General features: G+C 62.8%; 13 protein-coding genes and 2 pseudogenes. 8 read left to right on the plus strand and 7 right to left on the minus strand.

The features are described 5' to 3' along the window. Positions 1–166: 166 nt before the first annotated feature. Both B5527_RS35755 and B5527_RS35760 read left to right on the plus strand, forming a co-directional pair. On the plus strand, positions 167–1,279 hold the full coding sequence (locus B5527_RS35755) for a cyclic nucleotide-gated ion channel (protein WP_079605687.1): 1,113 nt from the start codon (positions 167–169) through the stop codon (positions 1,277–1,279). Beyond that, a pseudogene (locus tag B5527_RS35760) lies at positions 1,279–2,074 on the plus strand (enoyl-CoA hydratase/isomerase family protein). Before B5527_RS35755 ends, B5527_RS35760 begins: the two are co-directional and overlap by 1 nt. A gap of 171 nt (positions 2,075–2,245) precedes the next feature. Here B5527_RS35760 and B5527_RS35765 read toward each other — a convergent pair. From B5527_RS35765 to B5527_RS35790, 6 genes are all read right to left on the minus strand, one after another. Next, complete coding sequence (locus B5527_RS35765) at positions 2,246–2,950, minus strand: nitroreductase (RefSeq protein WP_079605688.1); 705 nt, start codon at positions 2,948–2,950, stop codon at positions 2,246–2,248. A gap of 147 nt (positions 2,951–3,097) precedes the next feature. Beyond that, positions 3,098–4,342, minus strand: a complete 1,245-nt coding sequence (locus B5527_RS35770; RefSeq protein ID WP_079605689.1) for an acyl-CoA dehydrogenase — start codon at positions 4,340–4,342, stop codon at positions 3,098–3,100. Between the two features lie 148 nt (positions 4,343–4,490). Further along, positions 4,491–5,735 (minus strand): acyl-CoA dehydrogenase, encoded by a 1,245-nt coding sequence (locus B5527_RS35775; protein ID WP_079605690.1) that lies wholly within the window; start codon positions 5,733–5,735, stop codon positions 4,491–4,493. A gap of 125 nt (positions 5,736–5,860) precedes the next feature. Continuing rightward, complete coding sequence (locus tag B5527_RS35780; RefSeq protein ID WP_079605691.1) at positions 5,861–6,988, minus strand: acyl-CoA dehydrogenase family protein; 1,128 nt, start codon at positions 6,986–6,988, stop codon at positions 5,861–5,863. A 156-nt stretch (positions 6,989–7,144) separates the two neighbouring features. Then, a complete protein-coding gene (locus B5527_RS35785; RefSeq protein WP_079605692.1) occupies positions 7,145–7,903 on the minus strand; it encodes an SDR family NAD(P)-dependent oxidoreductase in 759 nt (252 codons plus the stop codon). 121 nt (positions 7,904–8,024) lie between these two features. Beyond that, entirely contained in the window at positions 8,025–8,675 is a 651-nt protein-coding gene (locus B5527_RS35790) for a TetR family transcriptional regulator (RefSeq protein ID WP_172842762.1), read from the minus strand. A 148-nt stretch (positions 8,676–8,823) separates the two neighbouring features. On the opposite strand from B5527_RS35790, the gene B5527_RS35795 reads away from it, so the two are divergent. The 6 genes and pseudogenes from B5527_RS35795 (at position 8,824) to B5527_RS35820 (ending at position 14,305) form a co-directional block, all read left to right on the plus strand. Next, entirely contained in the window at positions 8,824–9,996 is a 1,173-nt protein-coding gene (locus B5527_RS35795; protein WP_079605693.1) for an acetyl-CoA C-acetyltransferase, read from the plus strand. A gap of 115 nt (positions 9,997–10,111) precedes the next feature. Beyond that, positions 10,112–11,656 (plus strand): acyl-CoA synthetase, encoded by a 1,545-nt coding sequence (locus B5527_RS35800; protein ID WP_079605694.1) that lies wholly within the window; start codon positions 10,112–10,114, stop codon positions 11,654–11,656. Positions 11,657–11,812: 156 nt separating this feature from the next. After that, positions 11,813–12,997 (plus strand): alpha/beta hydrolase, encoded by a 1,185-nt coding sequence (locus tag B5527_RS35805; RefSeq protein WP_079605695.1) that lies wholly within the window; start codon positions 11,813–11,815, stop codon positions 12,995–12,997. Positions 12,998–13,088: 91 nt separating this feature from the next. After that, entirely contained in the window at positions 13,089–13,427 is a 339-nt protein-coding gene (locus tag B5527_RS35810) for a hypothetical protein (protein WP_079605696.1), read from the plus strand. A gap of 185 nt (positions 13,428–13,612) precedes the next feature. Continuing rightward, positions 13,613–13,810, plus strand: a pseudogene (locus B5527_RS46830) (alpha/beta fold hydrolase); the annotation flags it as partial. A 120-nt stretch (positions 13,811–13,930) separates the two neighbouring features. Beyond that, positions 13,931–14,305 (plus strand): hypothetical protein, encoded by a 375-nt coding sequence (locus B5527_RS35820; protein ID WP_079605698.1) that lies wholly within the window; start codon positions 13,931–13,933, stop codon positions 14,303–14,305. Positions 14,306–14,522: 217 nt separating this feature from the next. Here B5527_RS35820 and B5527_RS35825 read toward each other — a convergent pair whose 3' ends face one another. After that, positions 14,523–15,245, minus strand: coding sequence for a hypothetical protein (locus tag B5527_RS35825; RefSeq protein ID WP_079605699.1), 723 nt, complete (start codon positions 15,243–15,245; stop codon positions 14,523–14,525). Positions 15,246–15,284 lie beyond the last annotated feature (39 nt).

Below are 15,284 nucleotides of genomic sequence, written 5' to 3' on the forward strand. Positions count from 1 at the left end.
CCAAAATCCCGGTCCCGCCCCTGGGGTCACTGAGCGATATCCGGCCCGGCGATAACGCTGTTTTCTTCACGTCGTTGACGGCCTCCCCCTGCTTGGGCACCTTGGCGGCCGGTCACGCACCGCATGGCCGTGTACTGATTTCCTCCACCGGCAGGCGCCCCTTCTGATGTCTAAGCCGCTCGATTTTCCCGGTCTGGCGCAATTCGTGGCCGCAACGGCCGGCCGCAACATGACCAAGGCGGCCTATGCCGCGGTCGCGATCGGCGTCGTCATGATGCTGCTGCTGACGGTCGATCCCTCCTATGAGGCCGCCCATCATTCGGTCGATGCGCTGTTGTGGGCGTGCCTGGCTTTCTTCGTGTTCGAATGGGTGGTCCGGCTTCGCCACGCCTTTCTGCTGCGGCGCGGCTGGAGCTACGCGCTATCCGGCCGCGGACTGGTGGACGCCGTCGCCGCGGCGGCCGTGCCGCTCGCCCTCATCCTCGGCGCTTCGCCCAAAACGGCGTGGCTGCTCGGCGTATTCTGGGTGCTCAAGGTGGTTCCGGGAATCCCGGGATTGCGCCAGTTGCGCCGGGTGCTGGTGCGGGAATCCGGACCGCTTTTGAGCGTGCTGGTGATTTTCCTGATGGTGCTGTTCGTGGCCTCGGTCGCGGTTTATTTCCTGGAACGCGACGTCCAACCGGTCGCCTTTGGCAGCGTGCCGGCGACGTTGTGGTGGGCGGTCGCGACGCTGACCACGACGGGATATGGGGACGTGGTGCCAATCACGCCGCTCGGCCGGCTGGTCGCGGCCGTGGTGATGATCTGCGGCCTCGGCGTGTTCGGGCTCTGGACCGGTATCCTCGCCACCGGTTTTGCCGCCGAAACCCGCCGCGACAATTTCCTCAAGACCTGGGAATCGGTGAGCAAGGTGCCGTTCTTTGCCGCGCTCGGCCCGGCGGCGATCGCCGATGTGACCCATGTGCTGCGCACCATGGACCTGCCGGCGCGCACCATGATTATCCGCAAGGGCCAGACCGGCGATTGCATGTACTTCATCGCCGCCGGCGAGGTCGAGGTCGATTTGCCGGGCAAGAAGGTGACGCTCGGGGAGGGCGCATTCTTCGGCGAAATGGCGCTGCTCGGCAACAATTTGCGCTCCGCCAATATTACCACCACGCAGGTGTCGAGGCTGCTGGTGCTCGATCTCGTGGACTTTCGCCTGCTGATGGCGCGGCATCCCGATCTCGCCGAGACCATCGATGCCGAGGCGAGCCGGCGCGCGCTGGAGAACAAATAATGCAGGGACATGCTTCCGGCGCCGCCGGGACGGCGAGCACGCCGGTGCTCGAAATCAACGGAACGCGCGCCACCATCCGCCTCAACCGGCCGAAGCATTTGAACCGCCTCCAGCCCGACGACCTCGATGCGCTGCTGACACTGTTCGACCGGATCGAAGCCGACCCGGCGATCCGGGTATTGGTTCTCACCGGCACCGGCCGCGCCTTCAGCGCCGGATACGATCTCGGCTCGATCGCCGAACGCGCCGGCGGCGCCGAGGAGCAGACCGCCGGATCGGCGTTCGAGATTGTCGTCAACCGGCTCGAAGACCTCGCGATACCGACGATCTGCCGGATCAACGGCGGCGTCTATGGCGGCTCGACCGATCTGGCGCTGGCCTGCGATTTCCGTATCGGCGTCGACACTTGCGAGATGTTCATGCCGGCGGCCCGGCTTGGGCTGCACTATTACAGCAGCGGCATCAAACGCTATGTGTCGCGGCTCGGCGTCGACAACGCCAAGAAACTGTTCCTCACCGCACAAAAAGATCGGCGCCGCGGAGATGTTGCGGATCGGCTATTTGACCGCGATGGCGCCGGCGGAAGGTTTCGACGCAGAGGTCGATCAACTCGCGGCCAATCTTGCGGCCAATGCGCCGGTCGCGATGCGCGGCATGAAACGCGCGATCAACGAGTTCGCCCGCGGCGCGCTCGACGAGGAAGCCGCCGACCGGCGTGCCCGCGACAGCATGCGCAGCGCCGAGATCAAAGAAGGCATCAGGGCGTTTGCGGAAAAGCGCCCGCCGAAGTTTTAGATGGCATTTGCTTGCGCAAACTCTCTCGGCCTCATCCTGAGGAGCGGCCACTTGGCCGCGTCTCGAAGGATGGGGCTGCCCTCGTCCTTCGAGACGGCGCAAGTGCGCCTCCTCAGGATGAGGGCGGATTGAAATCTTGATCGCATTAACATCGATGGCTGTCCCCGCCCGCTACTCGTCGACGAACGTAACGGTATCGGCGATGCCGGCGCGGGTGGTGCGGTAGCTGTTGGCCTTGTGCTCGCGGTCGGGGAATCCGAATGAAATGCCGCATATCACCCGCCGGTCATCGCCGAGCCCGAAATGCCGGCGCACCGATTCGGAATGAAACGCCAGCGCCGCCTGCGGGATCGTGGCCAGTCCCAGCGCCTGCGCCGCCAGCATGAAACTCGTGACATAGCCGCCGCAATCGATCGCGCCGTAGACGCCGAGCGCCTCGTCGGTATGAACGATGGCGACGTGGGGCGCGCCGAAGAAATTGAAATTCTCCAGCGCCTGCCTGGCGTAGCCCGCCTTGTCGCCGCGGGGTATCCCCAGCGAGTTGTAAAGCTGAAAGCCGCTTTCGCGCCGCCGCTCCAGGTAGACGCCGCGGTATTCGCGCGGAAACGGAAAGTCGCCGCTGTTGGGCTGGCCGCTGGTGGCGGCGCCGTACATCACGTCGCGGAATCTTTTCGTGGCCGCGCCGGAGGTGATCGCCAGTTGCCACGGCTGGCTGTTGCACCACGACGCAGTCTTCTGCGCCGCAGCCAATATGCGCTCGATGGTCGCACGCGGCACCGGGTCCGGCCTGAAGGCCCGGCAGGAAAATCGTGACGCCAGCAGGTGTTCGAGAACCGCGATCGGTTCTTGCTTTTGGTTTGTGGCAACGGATGTCATGACGAAACTTTCTGATAACCGCATTCGTTCCCCGGACGCAGCGCGTAGCGGTGCGCTGCCGAGCCGGGGCCCATAAGAGTGTTGTGGGTCCCGGCTCTGCGGAGCACCGCGAAAGGCGCTGCACCGCGTCCGGGACACGATAGATTACTACCGCCCCCTGGTCGGGATCTTGTTGAACGGCACATCCTTGTCGACGCGGATATCGCCGGGCAGACCCAGCACCCGCTCGGCGATGATGTTGCGGAGGATCTCATCGGTACCGCCGGCGATACGTGTTGAAGGCGACGACATCAGCATGGCCTGGAACTGACCGGCCGCTTCGGCGGTCTCGGGATCGGTGAGCATGCCGCTGGCGCCCTGCAGATCCATCGCATACATCGCGATGTCCTGCAGCATCGAGCCCGCGACCAGCTTGCCGATCGAATTCTCCGGCCCCGGGCGCTCGCCCTTGGACAGCGCGGAGATCGCGCGGTAGCTGGTATATTTCAGCCCGCTCGCCTTCACCGCCCAGTTGGCGAGCTTCGAGCGCGTGGCGCGATCGTCGATGGCGAGCCCGTCGTCGGTCATCAGATTGGAGCAAAAATCGAACAGCTCGGGCAGGCCGGTCGCAAGCCGCGCGCCGATCGACATCCGCTCGTTCATCAGCGTGGTCAGCGACACGTTCCAGCCGTCGCCGACCGCGCCCAGCCGCTGCGAATCGGGAATCCGCAAATCGGTGAAGAACACCTCGTTGAATTCCTGCATGCCGTTGGCCTGCTTGATCGGTTTGACCTCGACACCGGGACTTTTCATGTCGATGTAGAACATGGTCAGGCCCTTGTGCTTGGGCACATTGGGATCGGTGCGGGTGATGAGAATTCCATAGTCCGAATAATGCGCGCCCGAGGTCCAGATTTTCTGGCCGTTGATGATCCAGTGATCGCCATCGCGCTCGGCGCGGGTGCGCAGGCCCGCGACGTCGGATCCGCCGGCGGGCTCCGAGAATAGCTGGCACCAGATCTCCTCGCCGGAAGCGATCTTGGGCAGATAGCGCCGCTTGTCGGCTTCGCTGCCATAGGTCATGACCGTCGGACCGCACATGCCTTCGCCGATCTGGAACGGGCTGGTGAGTTTGAAGTAGATGCCCTCTTCCTGCTGCCAGATCACGCGTTCCACCGGGGTCGCGCCGCGCCCGCCATATTCCCTGGGCCAATGCAGGCAGACCCAGCCGCCTTCGGCCTTCCTCTTCTGCCACGCCTTGGCGACTTCGACGATATTGTGCTTCCTCAGCTTGATCCGCCCGAGCGAGGATTTGGAGAGTTCCTCCTCGAATTCCCTGGGCGCGTTGGCGTCGATCCACTTCCGCGCCTCGGCGCGGAACGCGGCTTCCTGCGGGGTGTCGTCGAAATTCATCGGGCTTCTCCTGTCCTTGAAGCGTTCCCCGGACGCTGCGCAACGCGAAGCGGTGCGCTGCTGATCCGGGGTCCATCAATTTTGAGCGCATTGTGGGTCCCGGACGCGGAGCAGCGCGAAACGCGCTGCTCCGCGTCCGGGACACGAACTATCTTCCCCTGGTCGGTATCTTGTTGAACGGAACATCCTTGTCGACCCTGATGTCGCCGGGCAGTCCGAGCACACGCTCGGCGATGATGTTGCGCATGATCTCGTCGGTGCCGCCCTCGACCCGGGTCCCGGGCGCGCGCAGCAGCATCGCCTGGAATTTACCGGTGGCTTCCGCGTCCTCCGGCCCGCTCAGCACGCCGGCGGCGCCCTGCAGATCCAGCGCATAGGCCGCGACATCCTGGATCATCGCGCCAGCCACCAGCTTGCCTATCGAATTTTCCGGCCCCGGACGTTCGCCTTTCGACAGCGCCGAGATCGCGCGCATGCTGGTGTATTTCAACCCGCTGGCGCGCACTGCCCAGTTGGCGAGCTTCGAGCGCACGCTGCGATCGTCGATCGCAGGGCCATCTTCCAGCATCAGGTTGCTGCAGAACTCGAACAATTCCGGGAAGCCGGTCGACACGCCGGCGCCGATCGACATCCGCTCGTTCATCAGTGTGGTTAGCGACACGTTCCAGCCGTCATTGACCGCCCCGAGTCGCTGCGCATCGGGAATTTTGACGTCGGTGAAATACACCTCGTTGAATTCGGACTGGCCGTTGGCCTGCTTGATCGGCTTGATCTCGACGCCCGGGCTCTTCATGTCCAGGAAGAACATGGTGAGCCCCTTGTGTTTTGCCACGTCGGGATCGGTGCGCGTCAGCAGGATGCCGTAGTCCGAGTAATGCGCGCCCGAGGTCCAGATTTTCTGGCCGTTGACGATCCAGTCGTCGCCACTTTTTTCCGCGCGGGTGCGCAAGCCCGCGACGTCGGATCCGCCGGCGGGTTCGGAAAACAGCTGGCACCAGACTTTTTCGCCTGACGCCAGCGGCGGCAGATATTTTCGTTTCTGGTCTTCACCGGCAAAGGCCATCATGGTCGGGCCGCACATGCCGTGGCCGATGATGAACATTCCGCTGAGTTTGCCGAAGGCGCCCTCTTCCTGCTGCCAGATCACCCGCTCGATCGGGGTCGCGCCGCGGCCGCCATATTCCTTTGGCCAGTGCAGGCAGGCCCAGCCGGCGTCGGCCTTTTTCTTCTGCCAGGCTTTTGCCACCTCCAGGATATTGGCGCCCTTGAGCTGGGTGCGGCCGAGCGAGGATTTTTTCAGTTCCTCCTCATACTGCTTCGGCGCGTTGGCTGCGATCCAGGCCTTGGCCTCGGCGCGAAACGCGGCCTCCTGCGGGGTGTCATCGAAGTTCATGGACGTTGCCCTTGCTCGTCATTCCGGACGATCCGCCCCGCGGATCGATCCGGAATCCAGAAGTTACTCAGCTCGAGATTCCGGGTTCGCAGCGTCCCGCTGCGCCCCGGAATGACTCGTAAAAACTAAGCCGCATTCCGCTTGCGCATGCGGTCGATCAGGGCGTCTTCCCAATAGGAGAGAGAGCCCAGCGACAGCGCCATCGCATTGGAACGGCGGTAGTACATGTGGCAGTCGAATTCCCAGGTGAAGCCCATGCCGCCATGGACCTGGATATTGTTCTTCGAGCAATGCTGGAACGCCTGCGTCGCGCTGATGCGTGCCGCGGCGGCGGCTTCCGGCAATTCCGAGGCGTTGGTCGAGAGCGCCCAGGCGCCGTAGTAGCAGTTCGACCGCGCCAGCGTCGCCGAAACGTACATGTCGGCGAGCATGTGCTTGACCGCCTGGAACGAACCGATCGGCCGGCCGAAGGCGATGCGATCCAGCGCATAGTCGCGGCCCATTTCCAGCGCGCGATCGGCGCCGCCGACCTGCTCGAACGCCATCAGCACCGCGGCGCGGTCGAGCACCTGCGAGAGAATACTCCAGCCTTCATTGGCCGGCCCGAGCGGCTCGGCCTTGCAATTCCTGAAGGTGAGTTCGGCCTGGCCGCGCGACGGATCGACATTGGTCAACGCCCTGGCCTCGACGCCTTCGGCTTTCATGTCGACCAGAAACAGCGAGATATCGGTCTCGCGGCCGGTCGAGCCGGTGCGCGCGGCAACGATAGCGAAATCGGCAATGGCGCCGTCGGGCACCGGTTTCTTGACACCGTTGAGACTGCCGCCGGATGCGGCGAGCTTGATGGCTTCCGGCGACGGATTGCCCTTGCCTTCGAACAGCGCCAGCGTGCCGATCGCGGCACCCGATGCGATCAGGGGAAGCCACTTCTGCTTTTGTCCCTCGCTGCCCGCGAGCAGGATCGCTTCGGCCGCGAGATAAACCGTCGACGAAAACGGCACCGGCGCCAGCGCGCGGCCCATCTCCTCGGCGATCACGCAGAGTTCGAGATGCCCGGCACCCGCGCCGCCGAATTCCTCGGGGATCGCGACCCCGAGAAAACCCATGTCGGCAAGCCCCTTCCACAATTCGCGGTCATAGGGTTCCTTGCCGTCGAGCACTACGCGCACCGCCTTGGGCGGACATTTCTCGGCAAGAAATTTTCGCGCCTCGTCGCGCAGTTGCTTTTGTTCGTCGGAGAAATCGAAATTCATGGCGCTACTCTGTTGTGAGAGACATCTTTTCGAATGCGTCGTCCCTGCGAAGGCAGGGACCCAATCCACCGGCGTTTGGGTTTCCCCCGGAACTAACTCCAGCCTGACATCGATCGTTCTCGGCGTATGGGTCCCGCTTTCGCGGGGACAATTAAACTACCTCGGCGCCATGCGGATGGCGCCGTCGAGGCGGATGGTCTCGCCGTTGAGCATCGCGTTCTCCACGATGTGCACCGCGAGATTGCCGTATTCGGAGGCGTCGCCGAGTCGCGCCGGATGTGGTACCTGCGCGCCGAGACTCTTGCGCGCTTCCTCGTTCAATCCCATCAGCAGCGGCGTCAGGAACAGGCCGGGCGCGATGGTGTTGACGCGGATCTTGTGCTGGGCGAGATCGCGCGCCGCCGGCAAGGTTAGCCCGACCACGCCGCCCTTGGAGGCCGAGTACGCAATCTGGCCGATCTGGCCTTCATAGGCCGCCACACTCGCGGTGTTGATGATGACGCCGCGCTCTTCGCCGATGGGCGCTTCCGTCAGCAGCCGTTCTGAAAACAGCCGCAGCACGTTGAAGGTGCCGATCAGGTTGACGTTGATGATGCGCGCGAACTTCGCCAGCGGATAGACGCCGTCTTTGCCGACGATGCGCTGCGATCCGCCGATGCCGGCGCAGTTCATCAGCACGCGGGCGATGCCGTGCGCGGCTTCCGCCTTCGCGATTGCAGCCTTGACCTGCTCCTCGTCGGTGACGTCGGCAACGACGGCGACGCCCTTGACTTCGGCCGCGACTTTCTCGGCATTTTCCTTACTCTGGTCGAGCACGGCGATTTTCGCGCCCTTGGCGGCCATGGCGCGCGCGGTGGCGGCACCGAGACCGGAGCCCCCGCCGGTGATGAGAACGGCAACATCTTTCAACTGCATGACAAAAACCTTTCCTTGGACGTTTCTTCTAAAGGTGGCGAATGGCGAGTAGCGAATGGCGAATGGAAAAATCGGAACTCACTATCTACGTCTGATTTCTTCCTCCCCTATTCGCCATTCGCTACTCACTATTCGCCATTCCCCCGCAAATCAGCGCTTCCATGTGCCTGATATATTGGCGGCAAACCTCATCGGTCACCGGCCCGACGCCGGTCGCGCGCGACATCGCGTGACGGCCGAAAAACAGGTGGTCGCAGGCGCCGATCAGGCTGGTGTAGAACAGCACCGGATCGATATTGCGGAATTCGCCCGCCTTGATTCCTTCGGCGAGCAGGCGGCGATGGAAGTCCAGCAGCGGCGCGACAAAGAATTTCGAGACCTCGTCGGCGGCTGCCGCGCTGCTCTCATGCAAGAGATAGTGGCTCAGCCGGTTCATGTAGGGAAACTGGTGATAGGCGCGGATGATTCCGGCGATGTGCAGCTTGAGTTTCGCCGTAGGCGCCATCGGCTGCGCCAGCAGGTATTCGAGTTGCGCCATTTCGGTGGCGGCATCGCGCGCCAACAGCGCCAGCAGCAGGCCATCCTTGTTGCCGAAGTGATACTTCACCAACGCAGCGTTGACGCCGGACTTCTGCGCAATGTCGCTCAGGGACACCTCGATCGAGGAGCGCTCGATCATCAACTCGCTGGCGGCGACGAGGAGCTTCTCGGCGGTGGTATTTTTCGCCGCCACAAGCCTGTTCTGTACGCTGGTATTCAACTGTGATCCCATCACCTGCCTGCCGGGAAATCCGCGCCGCAGATAACCCGATGCGGGAGCCGCACTCAAGAGTTAATTGATTGATTGACTAAATCCCGCGGCATCACTTAAATCCGCGCCGACCTTCAAACACCACCCATAACAATCAGGGAGAACGCTCATGGCCGAGGCCTATATCGTCGCCGCCGCCCGCACCGCAGGCGGCCGCAAGGGAGGACGGCTCGCCGGCTGGCATCCGGCCGATCTCGCCGCTTCGGTGCTGGATTCGCTGGTCGAGCGCAGCGGTGTCGATCCCGAGCAGATCGAAGACGTCATCATGGGCTGCGTGATGCAGGCCGGCGAACAGTCCAACAACATCGCGCGCAATGCCATCATGGCTTCAAAACTGCCGGAAAGCGTGCCCGGCACCTCGGTCGACCGCCAATGCGGCTCGTCGCAACAGGCGCTGCATTTCGCGGCCCAGGCCGTGATGTCCGGCACCATGGACATCGTGATCGCCGCCGGCGTGGAGGCGATGACGCGGGTGCCGATGGGCCTCGCCTCGCAATTGCCGGCCAAGAACGGTTTCGGCACCTACAAGAGCCCGAACATCGAGAAACGCTACCCGAACATCGTGTTCAGCCAGTTCACCGGCGCGGAAATGATGGCGGAGAAATACGGCCTCTCCAAAGACGAGCTCGACAACTACGCCTATGAGAGCCACCAGCGCGCCATCGCGGCGACCCAGGCCGGCAGGTTCAAGGACGAGATCATTCCGCTGCAGATCACCCGCGCTGACGGCTCGACCGACACCCATTCAATCGATGAAGGCATCCGCTTCGACGCCAGCCTCGAGGGCATCCGCAACGTCAAGCTGATTGCGGAGAACGGCAAGCTCACCGCCGCCAGCGCCAGCCAGATCTGCGACGGCGCTTCCGGGGTGATGGTCGTCAACGAAAAGGGTTTGAAATCGCTCGGGCTCACACCGATGGCGCGGGTCCATCACATGACCATGATGGGCGGCGACCCCGTGATCATGCTGGATGCGCCGCTGCATGCCACCGAGCGCGCGCTGAAGAAGGCTGGCATGGGAATCGACGACATCGACCTGTTCGAGGTCAACGAGGCCTTTGCCTCGGTGCCGACGGCATGGCTGAAGACCACTGGCGCCGATCCGGCAAAACTCAACGTCAACGGCGGCGCCATCGCGCTCGGCCATCCCCTCGGCTGCTCCGGCACCAAGCTGATGACCACGCTGGTCAACGCCCTCAAGCAGCGCAACAAGCGCTACGGCCTGCAGACCATGTGCGAAGGCGGCGGCATGGCCAATGTGACCATCGTGGAGCGATTGTAGGAAGAGGCGAATAGCGAGTGGCGAATAGCGAATGGTGAGCGGGTGAAGGGAACACGATCCCCTTCTTCCCTATTCGCCATTCGCTATTCGCCATTCGCCCCCTTGAGGAACCCCCATGACGCACCCGTCGATCCACGCCCGCACCCAGCCGGACAAGATCGCCTATCAGATGGCTGGCAGCGGCAAGGCGATCAGCTATCGCGAGCTCGATGAATTGTCGAACCAGGGCGCGCAGCTGTTTCGATCGCTCGGCCTGAAAGGGGGCGATCACGTCGCGTTCCTGATCGAGAACCGGCTGGCGTTCATGGAGATCTGCTGGGCGGCGCAGCGCAGCGGGCTGTATTACACCGCGATCAGCCGTTACCTGACCCAGGACGAGATCGCCTACATCGTCCGGGATTGCGGCGCGCGCGTCGTCATCACCTCGCCGACATGCGCCGACCAGATCAAGGGGCTGGTCACGGGCGCGCCTAATGAACCGGTGTTCTACATGATCGATGAGCCATTGCCCGGCTTTCGCTCATGGGACAAGGAAGCCATGGCGCAGCCGACCACGCCAATCGCGGACGAAGTTGCCGGCTATGACATGCTGTATTCGTCGGGCACCACAGGGCGGCCCAAGGGCATCAAGCGTCAGTCCGAGCACAACCCGATCGACCTGCCGAATCCGTTCCTGAAAATTCTCTGCGCCGATATGTGCGGCATGAAGGCCGACAGCGTCTATCTGTCGCCGGCGCCGCTGTATCACGCCGCACCCCTGCGATTCAACATGATGGCGATCACGCTCGGCGGCACCTCGATCATCATGGAATCGTTCGACGCCGAGGCGTTTTTGCGCCTCGTCGAGAAGCACAAGATCACGCAGTCGCAACTGGTGCCGACCATGTTCGTGCGCATGCTGAAACTCCCCGAAGAGGTTCGGCGGCGCTACGACGTCTCGTCGCTGAAGGGCGCGATCCACGCCGCCGCACCCTGCCCGGTCGACGTCAAGGCCAGGATGATCGAATGGTGGGGACCGATCCTGATCGAGTATTACGCCGGCTCCGAGGGCAACGGCGTCACCGTTTCCACCTCGCAACAATGGCTTGATCACCGCGGTACCGTCGGCCGCGCGGTGGTCGGCAAGGTCAGGATATCCGACGAGAACGACCAGGAATTGCCGGCGGGGCAGATCGGCACGGTGTATTTCGCCGACGCCCCGGTGTTTTCCTATCACAACGATCCCGAGAAGACGAAGCGGGCCTACAACGCCAGGGGCTGGTCGACGCTCGGCGACGTCGGCTATCTCGACGACGAGGGCTTTCTCTACCTCACCGATCGCAAGTCCTACATGATCATCTCCGGCGGAGTGAACATCTATCCGCAGGAGACCGAGGACGTGCTGATCACCCACCCCGAAATCGCCGATGTCGCGGTGTTCGGCGTGCCGAACGAGGAGATGGGCGAGGAGGTCAAGGCGGTGGTGCAGCCGCACGACATGGCGCGCGCGGGGAAGGAACTGGAAGCCGAACTGATCTTGTTCTGCCGCAAGCATCTGTCGCCGATCAAATGCCCCAAGAGTATCGACTTCGAAGCCGAGTTGCCGCGCACGCCCACCGGCAAGCTGGTGAAGCGGCATCTGCGCGACAAATACTGGCCGAAGACGGTGGTGCGGGTATGAGGCGCGCTGCGCTTTCGCCCGCCTTACGGCTAGCACGGACCTCATCCTGAGGAGCGCGCCCTTGCGCGCGTCTCGAAGGATGAGCGATACATTCCACACATGGTTCGAGACGGCGCTGACGCGCCTCCTCACCATGAGGATCGGAGTGCACGGCCCATGAACACCACAACTGATCTTCCCGACGTCCCGCTTCCTCCCGGCATCCGCTCGCGCTACGTCGATAACATCAACGGCCTGCGCGTGCATGTGCTCGAAGCCGGTTACGAAACCGAAGGCCGGCCTTGCGTGCTGCTGCTGCACGGCTTTCCCGAACTCGCCTTTAGCTGGCGCAAGGTGATGCCGGCGCTGGCAGAGGCCGGCTATCACGTGATCGCGCCGGACCAGCGCGGCTACGGCCGCACCACCGGCTGGGACGCCAACTATGACGGCGACCTCAACTCGTTCCGGCTGCTCAATCTGGTGCGCGACGCGCTTGGCCTGGTGTCGGCATTCGACTATCGCAGCGTCGATGCCGTGATCGGACATGATTTCGGCAGTTCGGTCGCCGCATGGTGCGCGCTGGTGCGCCCCGACGTGTTTCGATCGGTCGCGCTGATGAGCGCGCCGTTCGCCGGCCCGCCACAGCTCGCCTTCGATACCGCGGATAAGCCCTTCAGGCCCAAGCCGGAGGATCCCGTGCACCGCGAACTCGCGGCGCTGCCGCGTCCGCGAAAACATTATCAATGGTACTACTCGACCCCTGAGGCCAATGCCGATATGCACCGCGCCCCGCAGGGCGTGCACGATTTCCTGCGCGCCTATTATCATCACAAGAGCGCGGACTGGAAAGCCAACACGCCCTACCCGCTGAAATCATGGTCGGCGAACGAATTGGCAAAACTGCCGACCTATTACGTGATGGATTTTTCGAAAAACATGGCCGAGACGGTGGCTGAGGAAATGCCGTCGGCCGAGGCCATCGCTGCCAATAAATGGCTGCCCGACAGCGAACTGTCCTTCTACGGCGGCGAATATGCCCGCACCGGATTCCAGGGCGGACTGCAATGGTATCGCTGCGGCACCTCCGGCGCGTTCACGGCCGAGCTTGAGACATTTTCCGGCCGCCAAATCGACGTGCCCTCGTGCTTCATCTCGGGCCAGAAGGATTGGGGCACTTATCAGCGCCCAGGCGTGTTCGAGACAATGCAAAGAAGCGCCTGCACACGGATGCTCGGCTGTCATCTGGTCGAGGGCGCCGGCCACTGGGTGCAGCAGGAGCAGCCGGCGCAGGTGAGCCGGCTGCTGCTGGAATTCATGAAGCAGGCCCGGCAGCGCGCCGCCCGCCAAGCCATTGTTACCTGAATCAACCGCAGATTGCGTTGGGAACCTTTTCCGGATACCGGCGTTGCCGACTACCGGGTAATGCGCCCGGCGACAGTCATTGGAGAGAACTATGGAAAAGAAGATCGCAGGACTTTTGGGAGCGATGGCGACGCTCGGAGCATTCAGTGCCGCCCAGGCCGCGCCCATTCCAAGTCCGGCGCCGACCGACGTGCTGAGGGCCAATTCGTTTACCGACCTGCTCGAGCCGATCCCGAACGCCGCGGCGCTGTTGCAGGCTGTCGACGAATCAGGGCCGGTCTCGTCAGCCGACGGAAACGTCCAGCTGGTGCAGTACCACCATCATCACCACCATCATCACCATGCCTATCGCCGGGTCGTTCCCCGCATCATCATAGCGCCTCGCCGCCATCATCATCACCACCACCATCATTACCACAATCACTACTGATAATCGACGCGACGATTGAAGTCGCGTGCCATCAGATGATGAGAAACAGGACCTCCGGGTCCTGTTTTTTGAGCTGGCGAGGATGTTTCAGGCTGGGTCGAATCCGCATCGCGCATCCAACCGCCCCAAGGTTCGAGACGCGCGGCGAAGGAGCCGCTCCTCAGAGTCTGACCGAAAAAGCAGTCATCTCCGGTGAACAGGACTGGGGCACTTATCAACGTCCCGGCGTATATGAGGCGATGCAGGCGACCGCCTGCACCCGCATGCTCGGCTGTCATCTGGTTGCCGGCGCCGGTCACTGGGTCCAGCAGGAGCAGCCCGAGCAGGTGAGTGACTTATTGTTGCAATTCGTAAAGCAGGCCAGAGAACGTCTGGCTCGTTAGTTCATCACCTGTTCATTTCGGTCTGACATCATGGCGAGATCGTCGCTGGAACGATCTCCGGGTAGCAACGTTTTTCGACTACCGGGCGTTGCGCTCGGCGACAGTCACTGGAGAAGAACTATGGAAAAGAAGATCGCTGGACTTTTGGGAGCGATGGCGACGCTCGGAGCATTCAACGCCGCGCAAGCCACGCCAATTCCTGGTCCGGCACCGACAGACGTGCTGAGGGCCAATTCCTTCGCCGACCTTCTCGAGCCGATCCCGAACGCCGCTGCGCTGCTGCAGGCTGTCGATGAATCTGCGCCGGTCCCGTCAGCGGACGAAAATGTCCAGCTTGCTCAGTTCTATTACCCTCACCACCACCATCATCATCATCATCACCACCATAGCTTCTATCCGAGGTATGCGCCCCGGGTGGTGATCGTGCCGCCGCGATACCGCCGATACCACCATCATCACCATCACCACCATCATCACAGCTTCTACCGCTATTGAGGTTGTGCAATCGATGACGATTTAAACAGGACCTCCGGGTCCTGTTTTTTTGTGCTGTCCAGGGCGCGTGAATCATAATCGCGCATTCAACGACCCCATGGTTCGAGACGCGCGGCGTTGCCACGCCCTTCGCCATAGGAGGTTTAGAGGACCTCATCCTGAGGAGCATCGCGTGGCGATGCGTCTCGAAGGATGAAGCCACGGGGCTGGAGAATGCTCAATCCTCGCGAGCTTTTTCCTTCGCGGCGCGATGCAGATGCCGGTAGATGCCGTCGAACACGGTGTCGGTCGAGGAAGTCCATTCGGTGCCGGCCGCCAGCGTCGGCCGGTTGGCATAGATCCGTCGCGCCTGCAGCTCGCGCTCGGCGGATTCCTCCTCGCCCATCGGCTCGAGGTCGAAGGAGGCTTCCTCCGGGATGACGATGATCTGCGCGAACGGCTCGTTGTGACGGAAAATATGGGTGCGGCCCTCGGCCGGCGCCTTGAAGACCGTAAAGAACATCATCGGCCACCAATTGCGCACCAGCGCCGGCACCGCGATCGGCACGGTGTCGGTGCGGTCGGTATAGAACCGGGGGTGGGGCTCGGTCCTGATCGCCATGCCCTTTTCGACCTTGAGATCGAGGAGGATCTGGTAAGTATAAAAATGATCGCCGAAGTTTCGAAACGGCGGCCACTGCACGCCGCCCTCCGGCGCCGGTCCCCAGTCGCCCTCCAGTATCAAACGGCCGTCCCTGGTGCTGACGTGCAGTTCGTTGTCGTAGGGGTAAAACAATTCGATCCCGTATTGCGCACCCTCCGAGAACGGAACGCAATGCCACACCTGTTCGCGCGATCCGTCCGCGCGCGGTTCGCGCTTGCCGGCCCATCCGGGAATCTCGAGCCTGGTTCGGCGCGGCGCCAGCCGCGGATCGTTCAAGCGGTATTTGACCTTGTCCATAAAAGCTCCGGATCGATGTGACGCTGCTATAGGAACTCG

Source organism: Bradyrhizobium erythrophlei (assembly GCF_900129425.1).
In the GTDB taxonomy this organism is placed as follows: domain Bacteria; phylum Pseudomonadota; class Alphaproteobacteria; order Rhizobiales; family Xanthobacteraceae; genus Bradyrhizobium; species Bradyrhizobium erythrophlei_C.

Coding starts and splice junctions, on each gene's coding strand:
- B5527_RS35800 (WP_079605694.1), top strand. CDS start 10,112: ATGACGCACCCGTCGATCCACGCCCGCACCCAGCCGGACAAGATCGCC.
- B5527_RS35765 (WP_079605688.1), bottom strand. CDS start 2,950: ATGACATCCGTTGCCACAAACCAAAAGCAAGAACCGATCGCGGTTCTC.
- B5527_RS35805 (WP_079605695.1), top strand. CDS start 11,813: ATGAACACCACAACTGATCTTCCCGACGTCCCGCTTCCTCCCGGCATC.
- B5527_RS35775 (WP_079605690.1), bottom strand. CDS start 5,735: ATGAACTTCGATGACACCCCGCAGGAGGCCGCGTTTCGCGCCGAGGCC.
- B5527_RS35755 (WP_079605687.1), top strand. CDS start 167: ATGTCTAAGCCGCTCGATTTTCCCGGTCTGGCGCAATTCGTGGCCGCA.
- B5527_RS35770 (WP_079605689.1), bottom strand. CDS start 4,342: ATGAATTTCGACGACACCCCGCAGGAAGCCGCGTTCCGCGCCGAGGCG.
- B5527_RS35785 (WP_079605692.1), bottom strand. CDS start 7,903: ATGCAGTTGAAAGATGTTGCCGTTCTCATCACCGGCGGGGGCTCCGGT.
- B5527_RS35790 (WP_172842762.1), bottom strand. CDS start 8,675: ATGGGATCACAGTTGAATACCAGCGTACAGAACAGGCTTGTGGCGGCG.
- B5527_RS35795 (WP_079605693.1), top strand. CDS start 8,824: ATGGCCGAGGCCTATATCGTCGCCGCCGCCCGCACCGCAGGCGGCCGC.
- B5527_RS35810 (WP_079605696.1), top strand. CDS start 13,089: ATGGAAAAGAAGATCGCAGGACTTTTGGGAGCGATGGCGACGCTCGGA.
- B5527_RS35820 (WP_079605698.1), top strand. CDS start 13,931: ATGGAAAAGAAGATCGCTGGACTTTTGGGAGCGATGGCGACGCTCGGA.
- B5527_RS35780 (WP_079605691.1), bottom strand. CDS start 6,988: ATGAATTTCGATTTCTCCGACGAACAAAAGCAACTGCGCGACGAGGCG.
- B5527_RS35825 (WP_079605699.1), bottom strand. CDS start 15,245: ATGGACAAGGTCAAATACCGCTTGAACGATCCGCGGCTGGCGCCGCGC.